The sequence below is a fragment of the Natronorubrum amylolyticum genome (assembly GCF_052040145.1).
In the GTDB taxonomy this organism is placed as follows: domain Archaea; phylum Halobacteriota; class Halobacteria; order Halobacteriales; family Natrialbaceae; genus Natronorubrum.
Genome location: NZ_JBPPFW010000003.1, coordinates 39,315 through 59,989 on the forward strand (window position 1 = coordinate 39,315; position 20,675 = coordinate 59,989).

Genomic DNA, 20,675 nt, shown 5'->3' on the forward strand with positions numbered 1-20,675 from the left:
GTGACAACGGGTTCATACTCGTCGCCGCGTTATCGGGATCGAATGTGTTCTCACGGCCACGAAAAGCTGACCGACGGTGGTACGCGGGCGAGCGACCGGAGCGGGGCGCTCGGACTCGAGAGCGGTCTCGAGGCGCTGCGCTCGAGCCCGGAGTTCCGTGGCCCGGTCGAGTCGCTGGGCGATCACGACCCCAACGAACACCTCGCGGTGATCTACGAGGATCAGGACGAGCAGTTCGCGGCCGTCGTTCCGTTCATACGTCAGGGTCTCGAGCGCGGCGAACGCTGTATGTACGTCGTCAACGAGCACTCGGTAGCCGAGATGACCGAGGCGATGGGGGCGGGCGGGATCGACGTCGATGCGGCCCTCGACTCAGGCGCGCTCACGTTCCATACGATTCAGGAGACCTACCTCAGAACGGGCACGTTCGATCCCGACGACATGCTCGAGTGCTACGCGGAAGCCATCGAAGAGGCGAAAGCGGAGTACGAAGGGTTGCGCATCAGTGCCGAGACGACGTGGATCTTGGACGAGGGGACGAGCCTCGAGAAGTTCATGGCGTACGAGAGCCGGGTGAACGATCTCTTTTACGGCGAGGACTGTATCGCGCTCTGTCAGTACGATCGCAACGTGATTCCGGCGGAGATCCTCTGTGACATCGTCCGCACCCACCCACACCTCGTCTACGACGGCGCGGTCTGTCACAACTTCTACTACACGCCGCCGTCGGAGTTCTTCGGCCGCGACCGGCCGGAGCGCGAGATCGATCGAATGCTCGGAACCCTCCACGAACGGACGACGGCGAAGGTCGAACGAGACGAGACGATCGAGGAACTCGCGGAATCCAACGAACAGCTTCAGCGGTTCGCCTACATCGCTTCCCACGACTTACAGGAGCCGTTGCGGATGGTGTCGACGTATCTGCAGTTGCTCGAGCGAAACTACCGAGGGGAGCTCGATTCGAACGCGCGGGAGTACATCGACTTCGCCGTCGACGGCGCCGACCGTATGCGCGAGATGGTCGACGGACTTCTCGAGTTCTCCCGGATCGATACGGGGGAGACGGCGTTCGAACCGGTCGACTGTGCCGACGTCATCGAAACTGTCGTTACCGACCACCAGGTGCAGATCGAGGAGAACGGGGCGACGATCGAGACGGGATCGCTCCCGACGGTTCGCGGGGATCGCACACAACTCGAGCAGTTGTTCTCGAACCTGGTCGCCAACGCGATCAAGTATCGCCGCGAGGAGCCGCCGCGGATCGAAATCGACGCGACGGAACACGGCCCCTACTGGCGGCTCACCGTCGCGGACAACGGGATCGGAATCGAGGCGGAGTACGCCGACCAGATCTTCGACGTGTTCAATCGCCTCCACGCCGAGGGGGAGTATCCGGGAACCGGGATCGGTCTGGCGATCTGTCGGAAGATCACCACCAATCACGACGGCGAGATCTGGGTCGACTCCGAACTGGACGAGGGATCGACGTTCTCGGTGGTGCTGCCAGCGGCGCGCTCCGAGACGTAGTCACGGGTGTCGGTCGCCTCGGTTCGACCCGAAGTCGGAGATTTTTCCCGCGCGGGCCGCCCACCGTCGGCTATGATCGACGACGAGACGCCGGTACTGGATAACCACCTCCACCTCGATCCGGATAATCACCGCGGCATCGACGCCGTCCGGGACTTCGCCCACATGGGTGGCACGCACCTGCTCGTGGTGAACAAGCCCTCCTGGCACCTCGGCGTCGAGGCCGAGACGGGCGCGGACTTCCGGGCGGTTTTCGAGCGAACCATCGAGGTCGTCGCGGCGGCGAGCGAGGAACTCGAGGGGCGAGCCTGGCCCGTGCTGGGCGTTCATCCCGGCCTCGTCTCGCGGCTTGTTGACGACCGCGGATTCAGTTCCGAAGAGGCGCGTGAGTTGATGCAAGCGGGAATCGACGTCGCCGCCGAGTACGTCGAGGCCGGCGACGCGCTGGCGCTGAAGTCCGGTCGTCCACACTACGACGTCGAGGACGCGGTCTGGGACGCCTCCAACGCGGTGATGCGGCGAGCGTTCGAGCGCGCCGCCGATCTCGACTGCGCCGTGCAACTCCACACCGAAGCCAGCGAGGATCTGACCGAAGTGGCGGAGTGGGCCGAGGAGGCGGGACTCCCGCGACAGAGCGTCGTCAAACACTACGCGGGCGGCCGACTCGCGGGGCCGATTCCGAGCGTCATGTGTGAAAAGGACGCCCTCGAGACGGCCGCCGAACGCGGCGAGCCGTTCCTGATGGAGACCGACTACATCGACGACCCGGACCGGCCCGGAGCCGTTCTGGGACCGAAGACGGTCCCGCGGCGCGTGCGGTGGTTGCTCGAGAACGGTCACGAGAATGCGGTCAGAAACGCACACGTCGAGACACCGGAACTCGTGTACGGAATCGACACGGAAGGAACTCTCTAACCGGCATAGGCCGTCCGTACGGCTTCGTTCGGTTCGGCATACAGTAGAGAAAGGCATTTCAAGCGGCCGGTGTAGGTGTCTGTATGAGCAATCCCCCGACCGAGTTCTACTCGGAGGAACGCTGGCAGAACTGGATCGACCGAATCAAAGACGAAGAGATCGATCCGGAGGACGAAGACTCGGCCCGACTCCTGCTCAACCTGCAGGACGACACGGCGATCGCGATCGCGAAGATCGTCGCCGCCTACGACGACGGGGACCTCGAACAGGAGAACGCGCTCGAGGAGATCAACAAGGTCCGCGAAATCGTCCTCAGCGAGGTCGATATCGAAGACGAGGAGAAACTGATCCTCGTCGACGGCGTCCAGACGAGTCTCGTCTGTGTCTTCTTCGCCGCCGAGGAGTTCATCGCCGGCGGCCCACCGGAAGAAGGCAGCGTGGGCGACTATCTCGGCGCCGCGGCCGACGCAGAGGCCGACGAGGAACTTGACGCCGCGCTCGGCTACGCCGCACAGGCAGGAACCCTCATCATCGACGGCGAAGCGCTGGATATGGGCGTCGCGGAGGATCTCGAGTACGGGCTCGTCACGGAGTGGATCAACGGACTCGACAGCCTCCAGAGCGCGATGAGCGATCCGGAAGTCGTCGAAGAAGACGAGTAGCGACGTCGGGTCCCGTCGTTCGAGTGAGCGATGTGGCCTCCGACGACCGGGGCAGTCCGAACCGGGGATTCGATCCGATCGCCGTTCGGCGAACGTGATTCTTCGTGCCGTTCGTTACGTCCAGCGACTGACACGCCGTCGTTCTGGACCGAACGGGCGGGAGCTACTCGAGCATCTCTGGGCACGTTCCGAATTGGGGTACTGTCAATATTGACCGCATATTGTCGTCGGGGATATTTCCTTCCCCCGCTGCCGGACTGGCCGTATTGTGACCGATCCACACGGGGATAGCTGTCGATTCCTCCCCGCCGAGCAACGACGGCTGGGCCGTCGAAGTGGCAGCACAGGGACTTTCGGACCCGAATGTCGACGACTATCCCGACATCCATCGACCCGAGACGCACGCGCAAGCACCGACGCCGACCGATCGTCTCAGGTCCCGTCAGACGTTTCCGGTCCCCCAAAGGGTTTAAATGTGGTAATTATATCTCATTACACTGCATGACAGAGAACTTCCCCGAGTACGTCGACGTCGATTACGACGATGGTAAGGGCGAAGATCCCGAGGACTACCCGCACGTTCAGGATCGAATCGAGAAGGCGATCGAGGTCACCCGGAAGGGTCTCGAGGAGTACGAGAACCCGGCCGTAATGTGGACCGGCGGCAAGGACTCGACGCTCACGCTGTACTTCATCAAGGAGGTCGCCGAGCGCTTCGACCTCGAAGTACCGCCCGCGGTCTTCATCGACCACTACCAGCACTTCGACGAGATCCACGACTTCGTCGACCACTGGGCCGACGAGTGGGATCTCGAAGTCATCTACGCACGCAACGATAACGTCGGCGAGTACGTCGACGAACACGGCCTCGAGCCCGGCGACGAAATCGAAATCGCCGAACTCTCCGACCACAACCAGCACCACGTTCGGGAGATCCTCGAGTACGAGGAAGACACGTTCCCGTTCCTGCTCGACACCTACGTCGGGAACCACCTGCTGAAAACGGTCGCGCTCAACGACGCGCTCGAGGAGTACGACATCGACGCCGTCATCTCCGGCGTCCGCTGGGACGAACAGGAGGCTCGCGCCGACGAGACGTTCTTCTCACCGCGTCACGATCCCGATATCTACCCGCCCCACGACCGCATCCAACCCATCCTGCAGTTCGACGAAGCCGCGGTGTGGGAGGCGTTCTGGAGCTTTGTAGTTCCGGACACCGTCGAGAACTTCCCGGACGACGGCTACGTCCCGCAGAGCGACGACGACCTCCCCGAGGGCGTCGAACGGGAGGATATCCCGGTCTCGCCGAAGTACTTCGCCGGCTTCCGCTCGCTGGGCAGTGAGGTCTCGACGAAAAAGAGCGAAGATGAACCTGCCTGGCTGCAGGATCTCGAGGGGACGACCGAGCGCGCGGGCCGCGCCCAGGACAAAGAGGACCTGATGGAGCGCCTGCGCGACCTCGGCTACATGTAACCGCGACGGAACGAACAGCGACTACGACAGCGGCAACGCTCGGGCGAACGGGCGACGCTGACTCGCGCCCGTCGCCGAGGCTCGGGTCGTTTTTTCACCGACGGATTCGGGACCTCCCGTGGCGGCGGTTCCCGGCGGAGTCGTGCCAAAACCGCTATGGCGCTCCGAATGAACCGACGAAACAACCGTGAACATCTACCGAACGCGGGCCGGTCTGCGTCACCAGTTCAGAGACGTGCTGAACTTCTACTATCCGGACTGCATCGACACGTCGGTCGGCGGCTACCTCGCCCAACTCGATGAACGCGACGGCCACGTCTACGACGCCCGGACGAAACATCTCGTGGCGACGGCGCGGGGCGTTCACAACTTCAGTCTCGGCACGCTCGAGGACGGCCCCGACTGGTGTCGCTACGCCGCCGAACACGGCCTGCAGTTTCTCTCGACCGTCCACTGGGACGACGAGTACGAGGGGTACGATTGGCTGCTCGACGGACGAATGCCGACCGAGCGACGGCGGTACTGTTACGGCCACGCGTTCGTCCTCCTCGCGGGAGCGCGTGCGCATCAAGCCGGGATTCCCGGCGCACGGGACGAACTCGAGCGAGCGTTCGACGTCCTCGAGGAGCGTTTCTTCGAGCCCGATCACGGGCTGTACGCCGACCAGGCGTCTCCCGACTGGGATGCCCTCGAGTCCTATCGGGGACAGAACGCGAACATGCACGCCTGCGAGGCGCTGCTCGCGGCCTACGAGGCGACCGCGGAGGATCGCTTTCTCGAGCGCGCCTACACGGTCGCGGATCGGTTCACCCGCGACGTGACGAGTGTGACCGACGGCCTGCTGTGGGAACACTACACCGAGGACTGGGAGCCTGACCTCTCCTACAACCAGGACAGTCCACGACACCAGTTCCGTCCGCCGGGGTACCAGCCCGGCCACCACGCCGAATGGGCGAAGCTGCTGGCGCTGCTCGCCGAGCACCGATCGGAGGCGTGGCTGCTCGAGCGAGCGCAGGAGCTGTTCGACGCGGCGGTCGACCTCGGCTGGGACGACGAACACGGCGGGCTCTTCTACACGGTCGACGACGGCGGCGACCCGATCGTCGCCGACAAGTACGGCTGGGTCCACACGGAGGCGATCGGTGCGAGCGCGCTGTTGAGCCGGTTCGACGACGCGTACGGCGAGTGGTACGACCGACTCTGGGCGTACGCACGGGAGCAGCTTATCAATCCCAAGTACGGCAACTGGTACGAGCGGCTCACGCGCGAACATGGTCGCAGCGGCCCCAACCACGGGCCGGAAGTCGAACCCGGCTACCACCCGCTGACGAACAGTTGGCTCGCGATGCGGGCGCTCGAGGCCGACCCCGCCGCGTTCGCCGACGACCGTTAGGTCGCCACCGCGTAGCCGCGAGCGATCCGTCGGCTCGCGACGAGGACGGCGTACGCGCCGACGAACGAGCCGACGACGGCGAAGAGCCCGCCGAGGTCGACGAACGCGCTCGAGATGGCGACACCGACGAGGAGCAACACGATGCCGGACGTCCAGCCGACGAAGTAGGCGGCGTCGCCGGCGACGCCGAGGAGTCCCGAGACGCCGGCCCGAAGCGCCCCCTCTCGGACGTAGTTTCCGAGCGCGATCGGCAGGACGTACGCGTAGAGAGCGAGGACGAGTAGGACCGCCGTCGAACCGGCGAGGAAGAAGAGTGCGTTGGCCTCCGTCGGCGGCTGATCGCCCTCGGTGAACAGTCGAAACGTCACGAGGGCCGTTCCGATCGGAACGAGTCCGTAGGCGAGCGTCAACGCGGTCGCACCGACGCTCCGCGAGAGAACGCCGCGCTCGAGAAAGGGCGGCGGATCGGCGTCGTGGCCGCGAGAGAGGACGGTTGCGGCGTACCCGAGAAGCGGCGCGAGCGCGACGACCGGCAGGACGATCGCGTGTGCGAGCACGCAGAGCCACGCCGAGAGCAGGGCCTTCTCCGCGTGATCGCCGCGAATCGGGTACGTGAGTGCCTCCCGCATAGGAGTGACTCGCCGCGCCTGGTTCTTACCTGTTGTGCGATGCAGTCGTCGGTGCGACTGGTACAGCCCCTAGTAACTCCACCTCGACGCGATCCCGCTGGACCTCGTCTCGCTCGAGAACGTGTCCTATGCGTGATAGTCACGGTGTCTCACTATGCGTGATATCACTACTCACTCGGGAGTAAATGCCATAATATTATATAAATCGGGACCGTCGATGATGATAGTTACGTACTATGACAAGGGGAGACATCCTGTCGCGACGACGGTATCTGCAAGCAACTGGGGCGGCCGGTATCGCGGCGTTGGCCGGCTGTTCGGACGAGGCGGCCGACGAGGATCAACTCGAGGTCGTCCACTGGTGGACGGCGGGTGGAGAGGAGGAAGCGTTCGAGGCTCTGATGGACGGCTTCGAGGAGGAGTATCCCGACTACGAGCCAAATCCAAACCCGGCGCCCGGTGGGGCCGGGACGGCCATCGACACCGCGATCCAGACGCGCGTTCTCGACGAGGATCCACCGAGTACGTTCCAGATCTGGCCCGGCGAAGCGCTGCGGACGTACACCGACGCCGACGCCTTAGCGCCCGTCGGCGATCACTGGGAGGACGACGCACACGACGCCTACCTCGACAGCGTCGTCGAGGCGTCCAGCCCCGAGGGAGACGTCGTCGCGGTGCCGATCAACATCCACCGACTGAACAACGTGTTCTACAACGTCGAGGTGCTCGACGACGTGGGCATCGATCCCGAGGAGATCGAGAGCCCCGAAGACCTCCTCGATGCGTTCGAGGCCGCCGACGACGCGGGCTACGTCGGTCTCGCCCAGCAGACCCAAGAAGCGTGGGGGATCCTTCAGCTCTGGGAGGTCGTCTTCACCGGTCAGCACGGCGTCGACGCGTTCCAGCGGTTCCTGGACGGCGAGGCGGCCGATCTCGAGGAAGAAATTCACGAGTCGCTGTCGCTCGTCGAGGAGTACAGCGAGTACTTCAACGAGGACGCGAGCACGGTGTCGTGGGACGAGGCCAACGCGGGCGTGATCACCGGCGACACGGCGTTCCATCACAACGGCGACTGGGCGGCCGGCGAGTACCAGGCCGCGGACGACGACGAGGACTTCGCGTACGGCGAACAGTGGGACTACATGCCGTTCCCCGGCACGGAGGACGTCTACACGATGGTGATGGACTCGTTCGTTATGCCGACGAACAACCCCTCGCCCGACGCGACTGAAGCGTTCATGGAGTACTGTTCGACGGTCGATGCCCAGGAGCGGTTCAACCCGCTCAAGGGATCGATTCCGCCGCGAACCGACGTTCCGACCGACGAGTTCCCGCCGTTCCTGCAGGACCAGATGGACGACTTCGAGGCATCAGCCGAGCAGATCACGTCGATCTCCCACGGCAGCGGCTTAGAGCCCGGACTGTCGAACGAAGTCGAAGAGGAGTTCGCGGTGTTCACCGACAACTGGGACCCGGACGAGACGACGCAAGACCTCATCAACATCTTCTGAGGAACCACCAACGAGTATTCTATGGGTTTTGACATACGACGGTTATTCGATCGTATTCGTCGGAAATGGAGCGACGATGCATCCGCCGACGTGAACCGATCCGACGAACGGAACGTCCGGACGGACGGCGGAACGACGGCGGAGCGCGGCGGACGGTTCTCGCGGTTGCGCCACAGCGACGCCGTCCAGGCGTTGCCGTTCTGGTTGCCGCCGGCGCTGTTGATGGGGCTGTTCGTCTACGGTGCGGTCGGCTGGAACCTGCTCATCTCGCTGACCGACTGGAGCGGGCTCGCCCAGCCGGAGTACACCGACCTGACGTTCGAGATGTACGCGCAGATGCCGGGCGACGCGTCGTTCGTCGCCGCGTTCCGGAACACGGTCGTCCTGCTGGTCGCGTTCACCGTGGTGGCGCTGGCTATCGGTCTCGTGCTGGCGATCCTCGTCGACCAGAACATCCGCTTCGAGAACACGGTCCGGACGATCTACCTGCTTCCGATGGCGTTGTCGTTCGTCGTCACGGCGATCTTCTGGTCGTGGATGTACAACCCGTCGACCGGGACGATAAACGTCGTCCTCAGCGGGATCGGGCTGGACTTCCTCACGATGGACTGGATCGGCGACCCCCGCACCAGGCTCGCGGCGATCATCTTCGCGCTCACCTGGCAGTTCAGCGGCTACGCGATGGTCGTCTACCTGGCCGCGCTTCGGGCCATTCCGGACGCCCACTACGAGGCGGCGAAAGTCGACGGTGCGAGCTCGATCCGGATGTACTGGCGCGTCATCGTCCCGCAACTCAGCGCGGCGACGACGTCCGCGGCGGTCGTCCTGATGGTGTTCGCGCTGAAAGCCTTCGACTTCATCTACGTGATGTTCGGAACCAACCCCGGTCGGTCCGCGGACATCCTCGCGGTGATGATGTTTCGCGTCGCGTTCTCGCGGACCGAGTGGGCCTACGGTGCGGCCATCGCGACCGTCCTCTTCCTGATGGCGCTCGCGGTCGTCGGCCCGTACCTGTACATGCAGTACAAACGAGGTGACCTGTGATGACACACCAGACACGACGCGCTCGAGCGAGCGGAACCGGACACCGCGGTGATCGTCGATGACCGCGGCCGAACGAACCGAGGCGGAGTCGATCGGCGACCGTCTCTCGGCGACGCTCGAGGACGTGGACATCCAGCGAGTCGCCCTCTACACCGTTCTGCTCGGGTTGATCGCCTTCTACCTCTCCCCGCTGTGGGGCGGGCTAACGACGGCGTTCAAGACCGATTCGGGATTCGTCAACACGACGCCGTTGACGCCGCCGCTTCCGTTCGGCCCGGTCGAATTCCTGGGTATCGAGTTCGCGACGACCACGCTCGAGCCGTGGGGAGAGGCGTTCGGGACCGTTCAGGGCGGACTCCTGAACAGCGTTCTCTTCGTCATTCCGGCGACGCTCCTGTCGGCCACGTTTGGGAGCCTCGCGGCGTACGGGCTGACCAAGCTCTCCTGGCGCGGCCAGGTGGGGATCCTCGTCATCTTCCTCGCCGGCGTCTTCCTGCCGTACCAGTCGGTGCTGGTGCCGCTGCGACAGTTCTGGTCGACGGTCGGGCTCGCAGGACTGCTCTCGTTCGCTCCGTTCCTCGCGAACCGGGCGGACCTGATCGAGCTGACGATCACCCACACGGCCTACGGGATCCCTATCTGTACGATCCTCTTTCGGTCGTACTACAAGACGATGGGCGACGACATGATCGAGGCCGCGAAGATCGACGGCGCGAGCGCCTTCGCCATCTACAAACGGATCGTGTTCCCGCTGTCGATGCCGATGTTCGCGGTGGTGTTGATCTACCAGTTCACCCAGATCTGGAACGACCTGCTGTTCTCGCTGGTGCTCGTCACCTCGCGATCGAACTACGTCGTCACCCAGTCGCTGAACGAACTGCAGGGCTCGATGTCACAGGAGTACAACCTCCAGATGGCGGGCGCGTTCATCGCCGCCTTGCCGACGATCATCATCTACGTCGTCTTCGGACGGCAGTTCGCCAAAGGCATCACCGGTGCATCATGAACGGAATCAGTACGATCGAACACGCGGTAGCGGACGAACCCACGATTACGACCCGACGCGCGACCATGAACCACACGACTACGCACGCGAACGAACGGACGGATGCGAACACGAACGAGACGGTGACCATCGATGGCTGAGCTCACACTCGAGAACGTCACGAAACGCTTCGACGACGACGGCGACGAGATCCTCGCCGTCGACGACGTATCGATCGACATTGCGGACGGCGAGTTCCTCGTCCTGGTCGGTCCCTCCGGCTGCGGAAAGTCGACGAGCCTGCGGATGATCGCCGGACTCGAGACGATCTCCGAGGGCACGATTTCGATCGGCGCCGAGATTGTCAACGAGCAACCCGCCCAGCAGCGGGACATCGCGATGGTGTTCCAGAGCTACGCGCTGTACCCGCACATGACCGTCCGGGAGAACATGCGGTTCGGGCTCGAGGAGTCGACCGACCTCGACGACGCCGAGATGGACTCGCGCGTCGAGGAGACGGCGACGCTGCTCGAGATCGACGAACTCCTCGACCGAAAGCCGGGCGAACTCTCCGGCGGCCAACAACAGCGCGTCGCGCTCGGCCGCGCGATCGTTCGCGACCCGGCCGTGTTCCTCATGGACGAGCCGCTGTCGAACCTCGACGCAAAGCTTCGTTCGGGCATGCGAATGGAGCTCCAGCGACTCCAGGACGAACTCGACGTCACGACGGTCTACGTCACGCACGACCAGACCGAGGCGATGACCATGGGCGATCGGATCGCCATCCTGAACGACGGCCGACTCCAGCAGGTCGCGACGCCGCTCGAGTGCTACCACCGGCCGACGAACCTGTTCGTGGCCGGCTTCATCGGCGAGCCGTCGATGAACTTCTTCGACGTCACCCGGGACGGAGACCGACTGATCGGGGCCGGCTTCGAATACCCCATTTCGGCGTCCATTCGGGACGAACTCGACGATCGTGACGAGTTGGTCCTCGGCATCCGGCCGGAAGATATCGAAATCGTCGAGGCCAGCGAGACCGACCACGACTTCCCCGTTCACGTCGACGTCGTCGAGCCGATGGGCAACGAGAACAACCTGCTCGTGGGCTTCGACGCCGAGGCGAACGACGAGACGTTCACGGTCACCGTCGAGGGAATGCGCCGGATCGACGAGGGCGAGCAGTACGTCGCTCGCGTCCCCGAATCCGCGATTCACCTCTTCGACCGGGAGACGGGATCGGCGATCCACAACCGCAAGATCGAGGCGGAAGCGGAGCTGCTCGAGTCGCGTCTCTGATACGGTCCGCTGTAAGTCATCTCTGGCGGGACCGCGACCTTCTGCGTTCCCACCAGTACATCGTTACAGGGAGCCGTATGAGGCACTCGCTCGAGCCGGTCGATTTTCGTCGTCGAAAGAAATCGGTGAACGGACCGCTCAGTTCGTCGCTCGGTACTCGCCGAACTTGACGCCGATCCCGAGCATGATCGCGCCGAAGATGATCATCGACGGCGCAACCATCATGAGGATCGTGTCCGTCGCCATCATATCCGAGGCGATCATGCCGCCGACACCGATGGCGATCAGGCCGATGAACGCGACTGCTGTCGTGACTTCGTTGAACTCCATATCCGATCGTTAGCAGTCCATCACCTAATCGTATCGGAAATCGGAACTCCGTTTGCGGCCGTGGAAAACGAGCGTTCGACCGACGCTACTGCGAGGGCCGAACCAGATTCGCGAGCGCGACGAGCGTTCCGAGGAACCAGCCCAGCGGAATCGAGATGCCGAGCCACATCGCCGCGTAGGCAGCCCCCTCGAGTTGGTAGTTACCGCGCAGATACTCGTTCAGGCCGCCGACGAAGAGGACGTTGTCGAGCGCCCACGCCGCGAACTCGTAGCTGGGGTCGAGGATGTAGGGATGGAGCGACGGCGTCACGAGGGCGGCGACGACCGGCGGCAGGAACAGCGCCGTCATCGCGAACGGATAGGCGAGGACGACCGTCACGATACGTCCGCCGACTTTCGAAAACGTCGCGGCGAGCGCGGTCGAGAGCGTCGCGACGCCGCTCGCGGCGGCGACGGCGAGCACCGCGTCGAGCGGAATGTCGGCCTGATCCATGTAGGACATCGCCCCCCAGACGGCCGTCAGCAGTCCCCAGCCGAGCAAGGCGACGCCAGTGACGCCGACGATGCCGAATCGGGTGCGCGTCGAGTCGAGTTTCGCCGCGTAGAAGCGGGTTGCGAGTCCGATGACGGTGAGCGGGTAGAGGAGCAGTAAGCCGAACAGTCCGAGAATGCTCCAGCTATGGTAGCCGACCTTCTGGGGGAGCGTTTCGGGTTTCCACTTCCCCATGACGGAGTGGCCGCGGCCACGTTGCCGTGGAAAGACGAGTTCCATCCAGGCACCGTGTAACCGCTGTACGTCGGTCCGGATCGCACCGACGACCCCACCACCGCCACGTTGTCGTGAGCGGGTGGACATACGCGTGCCAAAAAGCCGGGCTACCGTAAACTTTCCTGCTTATTCCCGATCACAGATAGGTCAATAATTGTACGTCGGCCGACCCACAGCCCGCAGTTACCGGTCAGCGGCCGTCAGTTCCACGGTGCGAAGTCCGGATCGACCTCGCGATTCGTCTCGTCGATACTGTCTATCCGCTCGATATCTTCGCGATCCAACTCGAGCGACAGCGACGCCCAGTTGTCGCTGAGGTGTTCTTCGCCCGTCGCTTTCGGAATCGCCGTCACGCCCTTCGCGCGCAGCCAGGCCAGGCTAACCTGGGCCTCGCTGACGTCGTGTTTCTCGGCGACCGCCTGGATCTCGGGCTGATCGAACACCGCTCCGCGAGCGATGGGCGAGTAGGCGACGACCTCGACGCCAGCGTTCTCGCAGGCGTCCCGAAGCTCCGGCTGCGGGAGCATCGGATGCAGTTCGACCTGATTCGCCAGAATCGGCGCGTCACACAGTTCGACGGCTTCCGCGACCTGCTCGGGCAGGAAGTTGCTGATGCCGACGCTCTCGATGAGCCCCTCGTCGTACAGTTGCGAGAACGCCGCGAGCGTCTCCTCGCCCTCGTACGCTCGGGCCGGCCAGTGGACGTACAGCAGGTCGACGGAGTCGACGCCGAGTCGATCGATGCTCTCGCGGGCCGTCTCGAGGACGTCGTCTGGTGCGAGGTTCGACGCCCAGATCTTGGTCGCGAGGAAGACCTCCTCGCGGTCGACGTCGGCCCGTGCGATCCCGTCGCCGACGGCCTCTTCGTTATCGTAGATTTGTGCGGTGTCGATGTGACGGTAGCCCATCTCCAGCGCCGTCCGGACGCTCTCAGCGCACTGTTCAGGGTCGTCGTTCTGCCAAGTCCCGAGTCCGAGCATCGGCATCCCGTTCGCGGTTGGACACGTTCCCGGCGCGACGGTGTCGGCGTCTTCTGTTCCCATGTGCGAGACGAGGGCCAGGACGCGAAAATGGGTTTGGATTGCGGTGAGCGATTCGGGTTCCGACGCGACTCCCGTAGTCGTTCCGCTCAACTGCGACGAACCGCAAACACAGACGGGCTTCGGAGCGCTCAAGGCGACCCCACCTCTGAATACAACCAGTGGTACAGGTGCTCGAAACCGTCCTGTTCGCCGATCCGTTCGTCGCGATGAACGCGATCGGACTCGTCGCGTTCGCGCTCGTCGGTTCGAGCAAGGCGATCCGCGAGTCGTTCGACCTGTTCGGTATCGCCGTCGTCGGACTCGCTACGGCGTTCGCCGGCGGCGTCACCCGCGACCTCCTGGTCAACCGCGTCCCGCTCGCGCTCAGCGACCCGAACGAGATCGCCCTTGGGCTGTTCGGTGTCGGGCTAGCGATCGGCCTGTCGATCGCGCTCGAGTCGCCGGACGATCACCCGATCACGCTCGTCTCGGACGCCGTCGGACTCGCGGCCTTCGCGACCGCCGGCGCGATCGTCGCGACCGAAGCCGGCGTCTCGAGTTTCGGCGTCGTAGCCATCGCGACGATCAACGCGGTCGGCGGCGGGGCAATCGCGGACGTCCTGCTTGATCGGACGCCGTTCATCCTCTTCGAGGATTTCTACGCGAGCTGTGCCGTGCTGGGCGGGGCCACCTACTGGCTCGTGTTGGCTCTCGGCGCCTCCGGCAGCGTCGCCGCAGCCGCGTGCGCAGCCGTCACGGTCGGGACGCGGCTCGCGGCGGTCACCTACGGCTGGACGCTCCCGACGGCACAGACGCTCCGCCCGATGCGCAAGAAGTTCGGAAAAGATCGGTGAGCGGTCGGAACGCCAGGCTACTCACCAGTCGTACAGTGACTCCCAGAGCCGCTCCCGTTCGAGTGCCCCGCTCGCCGCGAGCACTCGATCGTCCTCGAATCGGGAGCCGATCAGCTGTAGACCGACGGGGTGGCCCGCGTCCGTCAGGCCCGCTGGAGCAGCGCCGACCGGATGGCCCGTCCAGTTGAACGGCCAGGTCAGCGGCCAGTCCCACGCGCTGGACTCGAGGTCCTCCTCCAGCCCGACGTCGGCCCGCGAGAGCGTCGGCGTCACGATGAGGTCGTAGTCGGCCAGCACGTCCTGGACGGCGTCGAAAAAGCCCGTGCGAACGACGCCCGATCGGGCGAGTTCCTCGGGACCGAACCCCTCGCCGATGTGGATCATCGCGAGCAGGCTGTCGGTGACCTCGTCGGGATGGTCGCGGAAATCGACGCCGTGTGCCTCCTCGACGATCGTCGCGGTCTCGAGGATCGAGGTCATGTACGTCGCCATCGTCGCCTCCTGTAGCTCGGCCATCGAGTAGCCGTGGCCGATCGAGACTTCATCGACGGTCGCGCCCGCCGACTCGAGCGCGCCGACGCCCTCCTCGACGACTTCATCCACTGCCTCGTCGACCGGGAACACGTCCAGATCCGGGCTGTAGGCGATCCGATAGTCGTCGATCGGGGTCTCGACCGCCCCTCGGTAGTCGATATCGACGGGGACGCTCGAGGGGTCCGCCGAGTGCGGCCCGGCCATCGCCTCGAGCATCACTGCAGCGTCCTCGACGGTGCGGGCCATCGGTCCCTTCGTGACGTGCTGGGTCGTCCGACCGAACGCGCTCGGTCGGCCGTCGTCGGGCACGAGGCCGAACGTCGGCTTGATGCTGTAGATGCCGCATGCCGCCGCGGGAATCCGAAGCGAGCCGCCAGCGTCGCTGCCCGTCGCGAGCGGGGCCATTCCCGCCGCGAGGGCCGCCGCGGAGCCGCCCGAGGAGCCGCCGGCGTTGAGATCGGTGTCGATCGGCGACGCCGTTGGCCCCACGAGTTCGTTGGTCGTCGTTCCCTTGTGGCCGAACTCCGGCGTGTTCGTCTTCCCGATCACGATCGCGCCCGCGTCCTCGAGTCGCTCGACGATCGCCGACGTCTCTTCAGCCACGTTGTCCGAAAAGAGTGCCGAGCCGTAGGTGTGGCGAACACCCTCCTTGAGCGCCCCGAGGTCCTTCAGCGCCAGCGGGACGCCGTGGAGCGGTCCGACGTCCTCATCGGATTCAACTGCGCGGTCGGCCTCGACGGCCGCCTCGAGCGCCTCCTCTCTACAGACTGTAACGAAGGCGTTGATCTCGTCGTCCAACTGTTCAATTCGCTCGAGGTGTGCCTCGACGGCCTCCCTCGCGGTCACGTCGCCGTTGCGAATTCGAGTGGCCAGTTCGGTCGCGGAGAGCCGCGTGAGTTCGGATTCGAGTGACATACCGCTAGCAGCGGTGCGCGGTGTGATATAAGTTAATTCGACCTCGCGTCTGCGAAAGGGTCTCGCCGCCGCGAGCGACCATCAGATGACGACGGAGTGCCGCGAGATGCCGACCGCGCCGCCGCCGAGGTATTCGAGACCCTCGAGCGGAAATCAGCGAGACGGATAGCCCGTCTCGACGAACGAATCGATTCCTAGTACTTCGGCTCGGCACCAGTGATGTCGTAGACGCGATCCATCACGGAGTCGCGTTCCTTCTGCCAGGCCTCGAACTGACCGGGGCCGTCGGGATAGCTGTCGTAGACGTCTTTGAGCGAGCCGGCCGCGTTCTGGACCTTGTAGAGGTCGTAGAGGGTGTCCCAGTGGCCGAACGTCTTCACGAGCGTCTTGAGCTTGAGCCCGAGGCTCATGTCGGTGGTCCCCTTCTTGCCGATGGCGTCGACGAGTTGCTGGCCGGGGAGCGCCGTGACCATCGAGACCAGATCTTCCTGATCGCGGGCGGTGCCGAAGATGTTGTACAGGTCCATCGCAGCGAAGCGCTTGCCGAAGTCTGTCTGGACGCGACGGTTGTACTCCCAGAGCGCGGCTTCGCTCACGTCGCCGTCCTCGATCGCTTCGACGGCAATCTCCGCGGCCCAGTGACCCGCCTTCGCGGCCCCGGGGATCCCTCCGCCGGTACAGGGATTGACGTGTGCGGCGGCGTCGCCGACGGCCACGTAGCCGGGGTGGACGGCCGAGTCGTAGGGCCGCCGCGTCGGCAGGGCCGCGCCGAGTTTGTTCTTCACCGTCGCGCCCGCGAACTCCGCGCGGTTCGCGATATCGTCTTTGAGGACGTCGACCAGTTCCAGGGGCTGCTGGCTCATCTGGAAGCCCAGGCCCGCGTTGATCTCCGTCGACGAGCGCGGGAAGTACCAGAGGTAGCCCAGTTCCTCGGTCGGCTTGAAGACGAGCGCGTCGTCCCAGTCGACCGGTTCGGGCACCTCGAGCACCTCGCGATACGCCGAGCAGAACTGCGAGTAGTTGACGTTCGTGTCGAACGTCGACCCCGAGAGATCGGTTTTGTCCTGCAAGACCGAAAGCGCGCCCGCCGCGTCGACGACGACGTCGGCCCGATATTCGAGGTGGTCACCGTCCCGAATCGCCGTCACGCCCTCGACCTGTCCGTTCGGCTGGATCACGTCGTTGACGACCGTATCGTAGTGCAACTCGACGCCGGCGCGGTCGGTCTCCTCGAGCAACACCTGTCCGTACCGGAACCGGTCGACGACCGCGCCCGTCTCGTCGAACGGAATCTCGAGCGACTCGCCAGACTGTGGGTTCTCGAAGATGCCGCGCGTGATCCCCTGGTTGGTGAACGATTCGTCCCGGAGTCGGTCCCGGTCGACGACATCGGGGAACGTGCTCTTGCCCTTGATACCGTCCCCACAGGCGATGTAACCGCCCTCGTCCTCGCACTTTCGCTCGAGGAGAACGACGTCGAGTCCCGCTCGGGCGGCGGTCGCCGCGGCGAAACAGCCACCCGTCCCGCCACCGACGACGACCATGTCGTACGATACCGACTTCGTTGTCATTGTTATTCGCTCGAATGAGTTCGGGAATTAAAAATACGTGGGAAGTGTTCTGATGGCTACATACCAACAGAAAGCTCGGATCGGCTCGAGAGCGGATCACACGGCGGAGATGGACTCGATCTCGGTTCGGATCTCGGCCGAATCGCTGTGCAGTGTCACGAACTGACGACGACGGTTTCGGCGATTCGGTCGCCGAGCCGTCTCGAGGGTGTCGAGAACGCGAGCAGCGCGATTCCGACAAGGTAACAACTGAAACGATGTACACACCGATCGAACAGCTCACGGGTCACGTTCGTTCCCCGTCTGCTCACGGGCGCTTGCGCCCGTTCGCATGGTTCGCGGGATCGAAGATCCCGCGTTATTCGCCTCTCCGCGGTTCTCGCTCACTCCGTTCACTCACGGGTCGTTCCTCCCCGTTCGCCTCTTTGCGGTTCTCGCTCACTTTGTTCGCTCCGAACCGCGTACGCTCCGAACCGCGTTTCCCTCCTGCGATCGCGTGTGCAGTGACGTTCAGTGGCTACTATCGTTGGCCGCCTGTATCAGCGGCGAATTACAACGGAACCGAGAATGGCGATTCCGGTAAGAATCCATAGTCCCGTCGTCACCGATCGAGGCACGACATCTAACCCCTCGGAACCAAATGCGAGGGCCAGTAGTATCCAACTCACGAGCATGAGTAAGTAGCCCCGTTCCCCCGTGATCGCTTCCTCTCGAGAGTAGTATTGATAGCTACGGTATCCAAGAACCAGTACGCCGAATACGGCAAGCGCCAGCCAATGAACGGTCATAAATGCAATTGAATAACTGAAACCGATAGTAGTAGGTATCGGCTTCGTACTCTTTTAGTTGATCTTCTGCATCGCACTTCTCACAAGTCTACCGTACGTGTGGTAGATCGGCCTACTGGTACATCCGCAGCGGCTGGGCCTGCGAACTCTCCTCCTGTCCGATCTGTTGCATCTGCTGGGCGAACTGCTCGCGTTTCTCCTTGATCTCTTCGGCGCGGTCGATGAGGTCTTGGACGTCGATCTCGAGGTCGGCGATCGGCGCGATCCCCTCCTCGAGAAGGACGCTCGCGGCCTCGGGGTCGGGGAACTGCGGACTCGACTCGACGACCAGGCCGACGCTGTCGAGGTCGCGGTGTGCGGCGCGGTTGATGAGCGCCCCCGTCGGCCCGGTGATGACGCCGTCCTCGGGCGGGACGGGGATATCGTTGGCCTCGAGCGTCTCGCCGGCGTCGCCAGTCGCGATGCCGTAGATATCCGGCGACTCCTCCCGTTCTGACGGAAGCCCGCTGAGATAGATCGGCGTCGCCTCCTGGGCGACGGTCCACTCGGTCACGCAGTCGGCGACGGTGCCGACGGCCTCGGATCGGATCGGCGCGTCGCTCTGGAGCGCGAACAGATCGTGCTCCTCGCTGACGTAGATCCGCACCGGCGGGCGAGCCGTCCGGTCACCACCGCGATAGACGCCGATACGGGGCAGTCCCTCGCAGTCGACACCCGCGTAGTAGCGCATGTCGAGTTCGCGGACGAGGTGGTCGGTCGCGATCTTTCCGACGAGACCCAGCCCGGGAAAGCCCTCGATCAGCGTCGGCTCCTCGAGGTCGGCCGCCGAATCCTGTAAACAGATCTGTGCCATGTGTGAGTGCACTGCTGGCGGCGTCTTAAAATCGAGGGCGCCCGTCTCGATCGGCTCCGGGCGCTTCGAAACCCACAAACGCCGGGCGTCCGAATTCCGGGCTAATGGAGCCATTCGAGCGGTATCGACCCATCGTCGACGATTTCGAGGCGTTTCTCGCGGCCTGCGAGCGACCGCTCGGCAACGCCGTGCGCGTCAACACCATCAAGGCGTCCGTCGAGCGAACGCTCGAGACGTTAGACGAGGACGGCGTCGCGTACGAACAGGCGGACTGGAACCCGCGAGTGTTGCGGCTCGAGACCGATTCACCGGGATCGACGTGGACATCGTTCCACGGCTTCACCCACGGCCAGGAGGAGGTGTCGGCGGTGCCGCCGGTCGTTCTCGACCCACAACCCGGCGAGCGAGTCTGGGACTGCTGTGCCGCGCCCGGGGGGAAAGCGACCCAGATCGCGGCGCTGATGGACGATCGCGGCACCGTCGTCGCGAACGACAACAACCTCGGTCGCATCTCGGCGCTGCGATTCAACGCGGAGCGACTCGGAGCGACGAGTCTGGCGGTGACGGTCGACGACGCGCGCAACTACTCGCTGAACCGGTTCCCCTTCGACGAGTTCGACCGAACGCTCGTCGACGCCCCGTGTTCCTGCGAGGGGACGATCAGGAAGAACCCCGACGCGCTCGACAACTGGTCTGAGGGGCACATCTCCTCGATCGCGGGGATCCAGAAGGGTATCCTGCGACGGGCGATCCAGGCCACTCGCGAGGGCGGCACGGTCGTCTACTCGACGTGTACGTTCGCCCCGGAAGAGAACGAGGCCGTCGTCCAGCACGCACTCGAGGAGGAGTCCTGTCGCGTCGTCGACTTCGATATCGGACTCGAGCACTCGCCGGGACTCACGGAGTGGGGAGGCGAGACCTTCGACGAGAGTCTCGAGCGAGCGATTAGAATCTATCCACACCAGAACGATACTGGTGGCTTCTTCGTCGCGAAACTGGAGGTGACCGCCGAATGACCGAGCAAAACGACGGCCAGCGATTCGATCGGCTCCCCGAAACGCCCGACGAGCGAACCGTCGAGGGCCGCGCCAGTCGCGAGGAGGTCGTCGACTACTTCGAAGACCGATTCGGCATCCCGGCCGAGACCTTCGACGAGTACACGTTCTGGGAGAAAGGCGCCGGCAAGATCTGGATCTACGCCGGCGAGGCAGAGACGCCGCTCGAGATCGAGGCCATCGGAATGACCTGCCTGCGAACCAGACAGGAACACTGGAAGCCGACGACGGACTTCGCACAGCGCTTCGGCCGATACGCGACCGACTGCGTGATCGAACTGGATCGCGAGCAAGCACGCGCGTTCGCGGCGGGCGAGGACCAGGATCTCGAGTGGTGGAACGGCGACTGGGGCTACCTGATCGGGGCTCATCGAATAGCCGACGAACTCGAGCCCCTCGGCGTCGGTCTCTACGTCCACGGCGAACTGCGCTCGATGGTGCCGAAAGGCCGGCAACGAGAGCTGTAGCGGGCCAGCCGGCGATATGCCGGCAGCGTCGTTTTGTCGCTGGGTCCGTAGTATCGTCCACGTGAGCCGTACCGCGAGT

General features: G+C 64.3%; 20 protein-coding genes. 13 read left to right on the forward strand and 7 right to left on the reverse strand.

Annotated features, from left to right (window positions below):
- Positions 1-42 precede the first annotated feature (42 nt).
- From ACSFDB_RS11550 to ACSFDB_RS11570, 5 genes are all read left to right on the forward strand, one after another.
- Complete coding sequence (locus ACSFDB_RS11550) at positions 43-1,527, forward strand: sensor histidine kinase (protein ID WP_440771142.1); 1,485 nt, start codon at positions 43-45, stop codon at positions 1,525-1,527.
- A 72-nt stretch (positions 1,528-1,599) separates the two neighbouring features.
- Positions 1,600-2,442: a TatD family hydrolase gene (locus ACSFDB_RS11555; protein WP_440771143.1), complete on the forward strand. Its 843-nt coding sequence runs from the start codon at positions 1,600-1,602 to the stop codon at positions 2,440-2,442.
- Between the two features lie 83 nt (positions 2,443-2,525).
- Positions 2,526-3,104, forward strand: coding sequence for a DUF2150 family protein (locus ACSFDB_RS11560; protein ID WP_440771144.1), 579 nt, complete (start codon positions 2,526-2,528; stop codon positions 3,102-3,104).
- 501 nt (positions 3,105-3,605) lie between these two features.
- Positions 3,606-4,577 (forward strand): phosphoadenosine phosphosulfate reductase family protein, encoded by a 972-nt coding sequence (locus tag ACSFDB_RS11565; protein ID WP_440771145.1) that lies wholly within the window; start codon positions 3,606-3,608, stop codon positions 4,575-4,577.
- 187 nt (positions 4,578-4,764) lie between these two features.
- Entirely contained in the window at positions 4,765-5,970 is a 1,206-nt protein-coding gene (locus tag ACSFDB_RS11570) for an AGE family epimerase/isomerase (protein ID WP_440771146.1), read from the forward strand.
- Here the strand turns inward: ACSFDB_RS11570 and ACSFDB_RS11575 are convergent.
- The gene (locus tag ACSFDB_RS11575; RefSeq protein ID WP_440771147.1) at positions 5,967-6,599 is read right to left on the reverse strand and encodes a DUF4013 domain-containing protein; all 633 of its coding nucleotides are present in this window, start codon (positions 6,597-6,599) and stop codon (positions 5,967-5,969) included. The genes ACSFDB_RS11570 and ACSFDB_RS11575 overlap by 4 nt on opposite strands.
- Positions 6,600-6,835: 236 nt before the next feature.
- On the opposite strand from ACSFDB_RS11575, the gene ACSFDB_RS11580 reads away from it, so the two are divergent.
- The 5 genes from ACSFDB_RS11580 to ACSFDB_RS11600 are packed head-to-tail and all read left to right on the forward strand — an operon-like array spanning position 6,836 to position 11,438.
- Positions 6,836-8,110, forward strand: a complete 1,275-nt coding sequence (locus tag ACSFDB_RS11580; RefSeq protein WP_440771148.1) for an ABC transporter substrate-binding protein — start codon at positions 6,836-6,838, stop codon at positions 8,108-8,110.
- Between the two features lie 21 nt (positions 8,111-8,131).
- Complete coding sequence (locus tag ACSFDB_RS11585; protein WP_440771149.1) at positions 8,132-9,154, forward strand: carbohydrate ABC transporter permease; 1,023 nt, start codon at positions 8,132-8,134, stop codon at positions 9,152-9,154.
- Positions 9,155-9,212: 58 nt separating this feature from the next.
- Complete coding sequence (locus tag ACSFDB_RS11590; protein WP_440771150.1) at positions 9,213-10,160, forward strand: carbohydrate ABC transporter permease; 948 nt, start codon at positions 9,213-9,215, stop codon at positions 10,158-10,160.
- Positions 10,157-10,300 carry a hypothetical protein gene (locus ACSFDB_RS11595; RefSeq protein WP_440771151.1) on the forward strand — a complete coding sequence of 48 codons (144 nt, stop codon included), beginning with the start codon at positions 10,157-10,159 and terminating at the stop codon, positions 10,298-10,300. The genes ACSFDB_RS11590 and ACSFDB_RS11595 overlap by 4 nt, the downstream gene beginning before the upstream one ends.
- The gene (locus tag ACSFDB_RS11600; RefSeq protein ID WP_440771152.1) at positions 10,293-11,438 is read left to right on the forward strand and encodes an ABC transporter ATP-binding protein; all 1,146 of its coding nucleotides are present in this window, start codon (positions 10,293-10,295) and stop codon (positions 11,436-11,438) included. The genes ACSFDB_RS11595 and ACSFDB_RS11600 overlap by 8 nt, the downstream gene beginning before the upstream one ends.
- A 138-nt stretch (positions 11,439-11,576) precedes the next feature.
- Here the strand turns inward: ACSFDB_RS11600 and ACSFDB_RS11605 are convergent, their stop codons facing one another.
- The 3 genes from ACSFDB_RS11605 to ACSFDB_RS11615 form a co-directional block, all read right to left on the reverse strand.
- A complete protein-coding gene (locus tag ACSFDB_RS11605; protein ID WP_440771153.1) occupies positions 11,577-11,768 on the reverse strand; it encodes a DUF7333 family protein in 192 nt (63 codons plus the stop codon).
- An 85-nt stretch (positions 11,769-11,853) separates the two neighbouring features.
- A complete protein-coding gene (locus tag ACSFDB_RS11610; RefSeq protein ID WP_090310669.1) occupies positions 11,854-12,624 on the reverse strand; it encodes a hypothetical protein in 771 nt (256 codons plus the stop codon).
- A 113-nt stretch (positions 12,625-12,737) separates the two neighbouring features.
- A complete protein-coding gene (locus tag ACSFDB_RS11615; RefSeq protein WP_440771154.1) occupies positions 12,738-13,580 on the reverse strand; it encodes an aldo/keto reductase in 843 nt (280 codons plus the stop codon).
- 206 nt (positions 13,581-13,786) lie between these two features.
- On the opposite strand from ACSFDB_RS11615, the gene ACSFDB_RS11620 reads away from it, so the two are divergent.
- Positions 13,787-14,413, forward strand: coding sequence for a trimeric intracellular cation channel family protein (locus tag ACSFDB_RS11620; protein WP_440771844.1), 627 nt, complete (start codon positions 13,787-13,789; stop codon positions 14,411-14,413).
- Positions 14,414-14,434: 21 nt separating this feature from the next.
- Here ACSFDB_RS11620 and ACSFDB_RS11625 read toward each other — a convergent pair whose 3' ends face one another.
- From ACSFDB_RS11625 to ACSFDB_RS11635, 3 genes are all read right to left on the reverse strand, one after another.
- Entirely contained in the window at positions 14,435-15,862 is a 1,428-nt protein-coding gene (locus tag ACSFDB_RS11625; protein ID WP_440771155.1) for an amidase, read from the reverse strand.
- Positions 15,863-16,056: 194 nt separating this feature from the next.
- The gene (locus tag ACSFDB_RS11630) at positions 16,057-17,433 is read right to left on the reverse strand and encodes a geranylgeranyl reductase family protein (protein ID WP_440771156.1); all 1,377 of its coding nucleotides are present in this window, start codon (positions 17,431-17,433) and stop codon (positions 16,057-16,059) included.
- A gap of 900 nt (positions 17,434-18,333) precedes the next feature.
- The gene (locus ACSFDB_RS11635; protein ID WP_440771157.1) at positions 18,334-19,074 is read right to left on the reverse strand and encodes a proteasome assembly chaperone family protein; all 741 of its coding nucleotides are present in this window, start codon (positions 19,072-19,074) and stop codon (positions 18,334-18,336) included.
- A 104-nt stretch (positions 19,075-19,178) separates the two neighbouring features.
- Between ACSFDB_RS11635 and ACSFDB_RS11640 the strand changes: the two genes are divergently transcribed.
- Together ACSFDB_RS11640 and ACSFDB_RS11645 are read left to right on the forward strand one after the other, a co-directional pair.
- Positions 19,179-20,090 (forward strand): RsmB/NOP family class I SAM-dependent RNA methyltransferase, encoded by a 912-nt coding sequence (locus ACSFDB_RS11640; RefSeq protein ID WP_440771158.1) that lies wholly within the window; start codon positions 19,179-19,181, stop codon positions 20,088-20,090.
- Positions 20,087-20,596 carry a DUF7122 family protein gene (locus tag ACSFDB_RS11645; protein ID WP_440771159.1) on the forward strand — a complete coding sequence of 170 codons (510 nt, stop codon included), beginning with the start codon at positions 20,087-20,089 and terminating at the stop codon, positions 20,594-20,596. Before ACSFDB_RS11640 ends, ACSFDB_RS11645 begins: the two co-directional genes overlap by 4 nt.
- Positions 20,597-20,675: the final 79 nt, after the last annotated feature.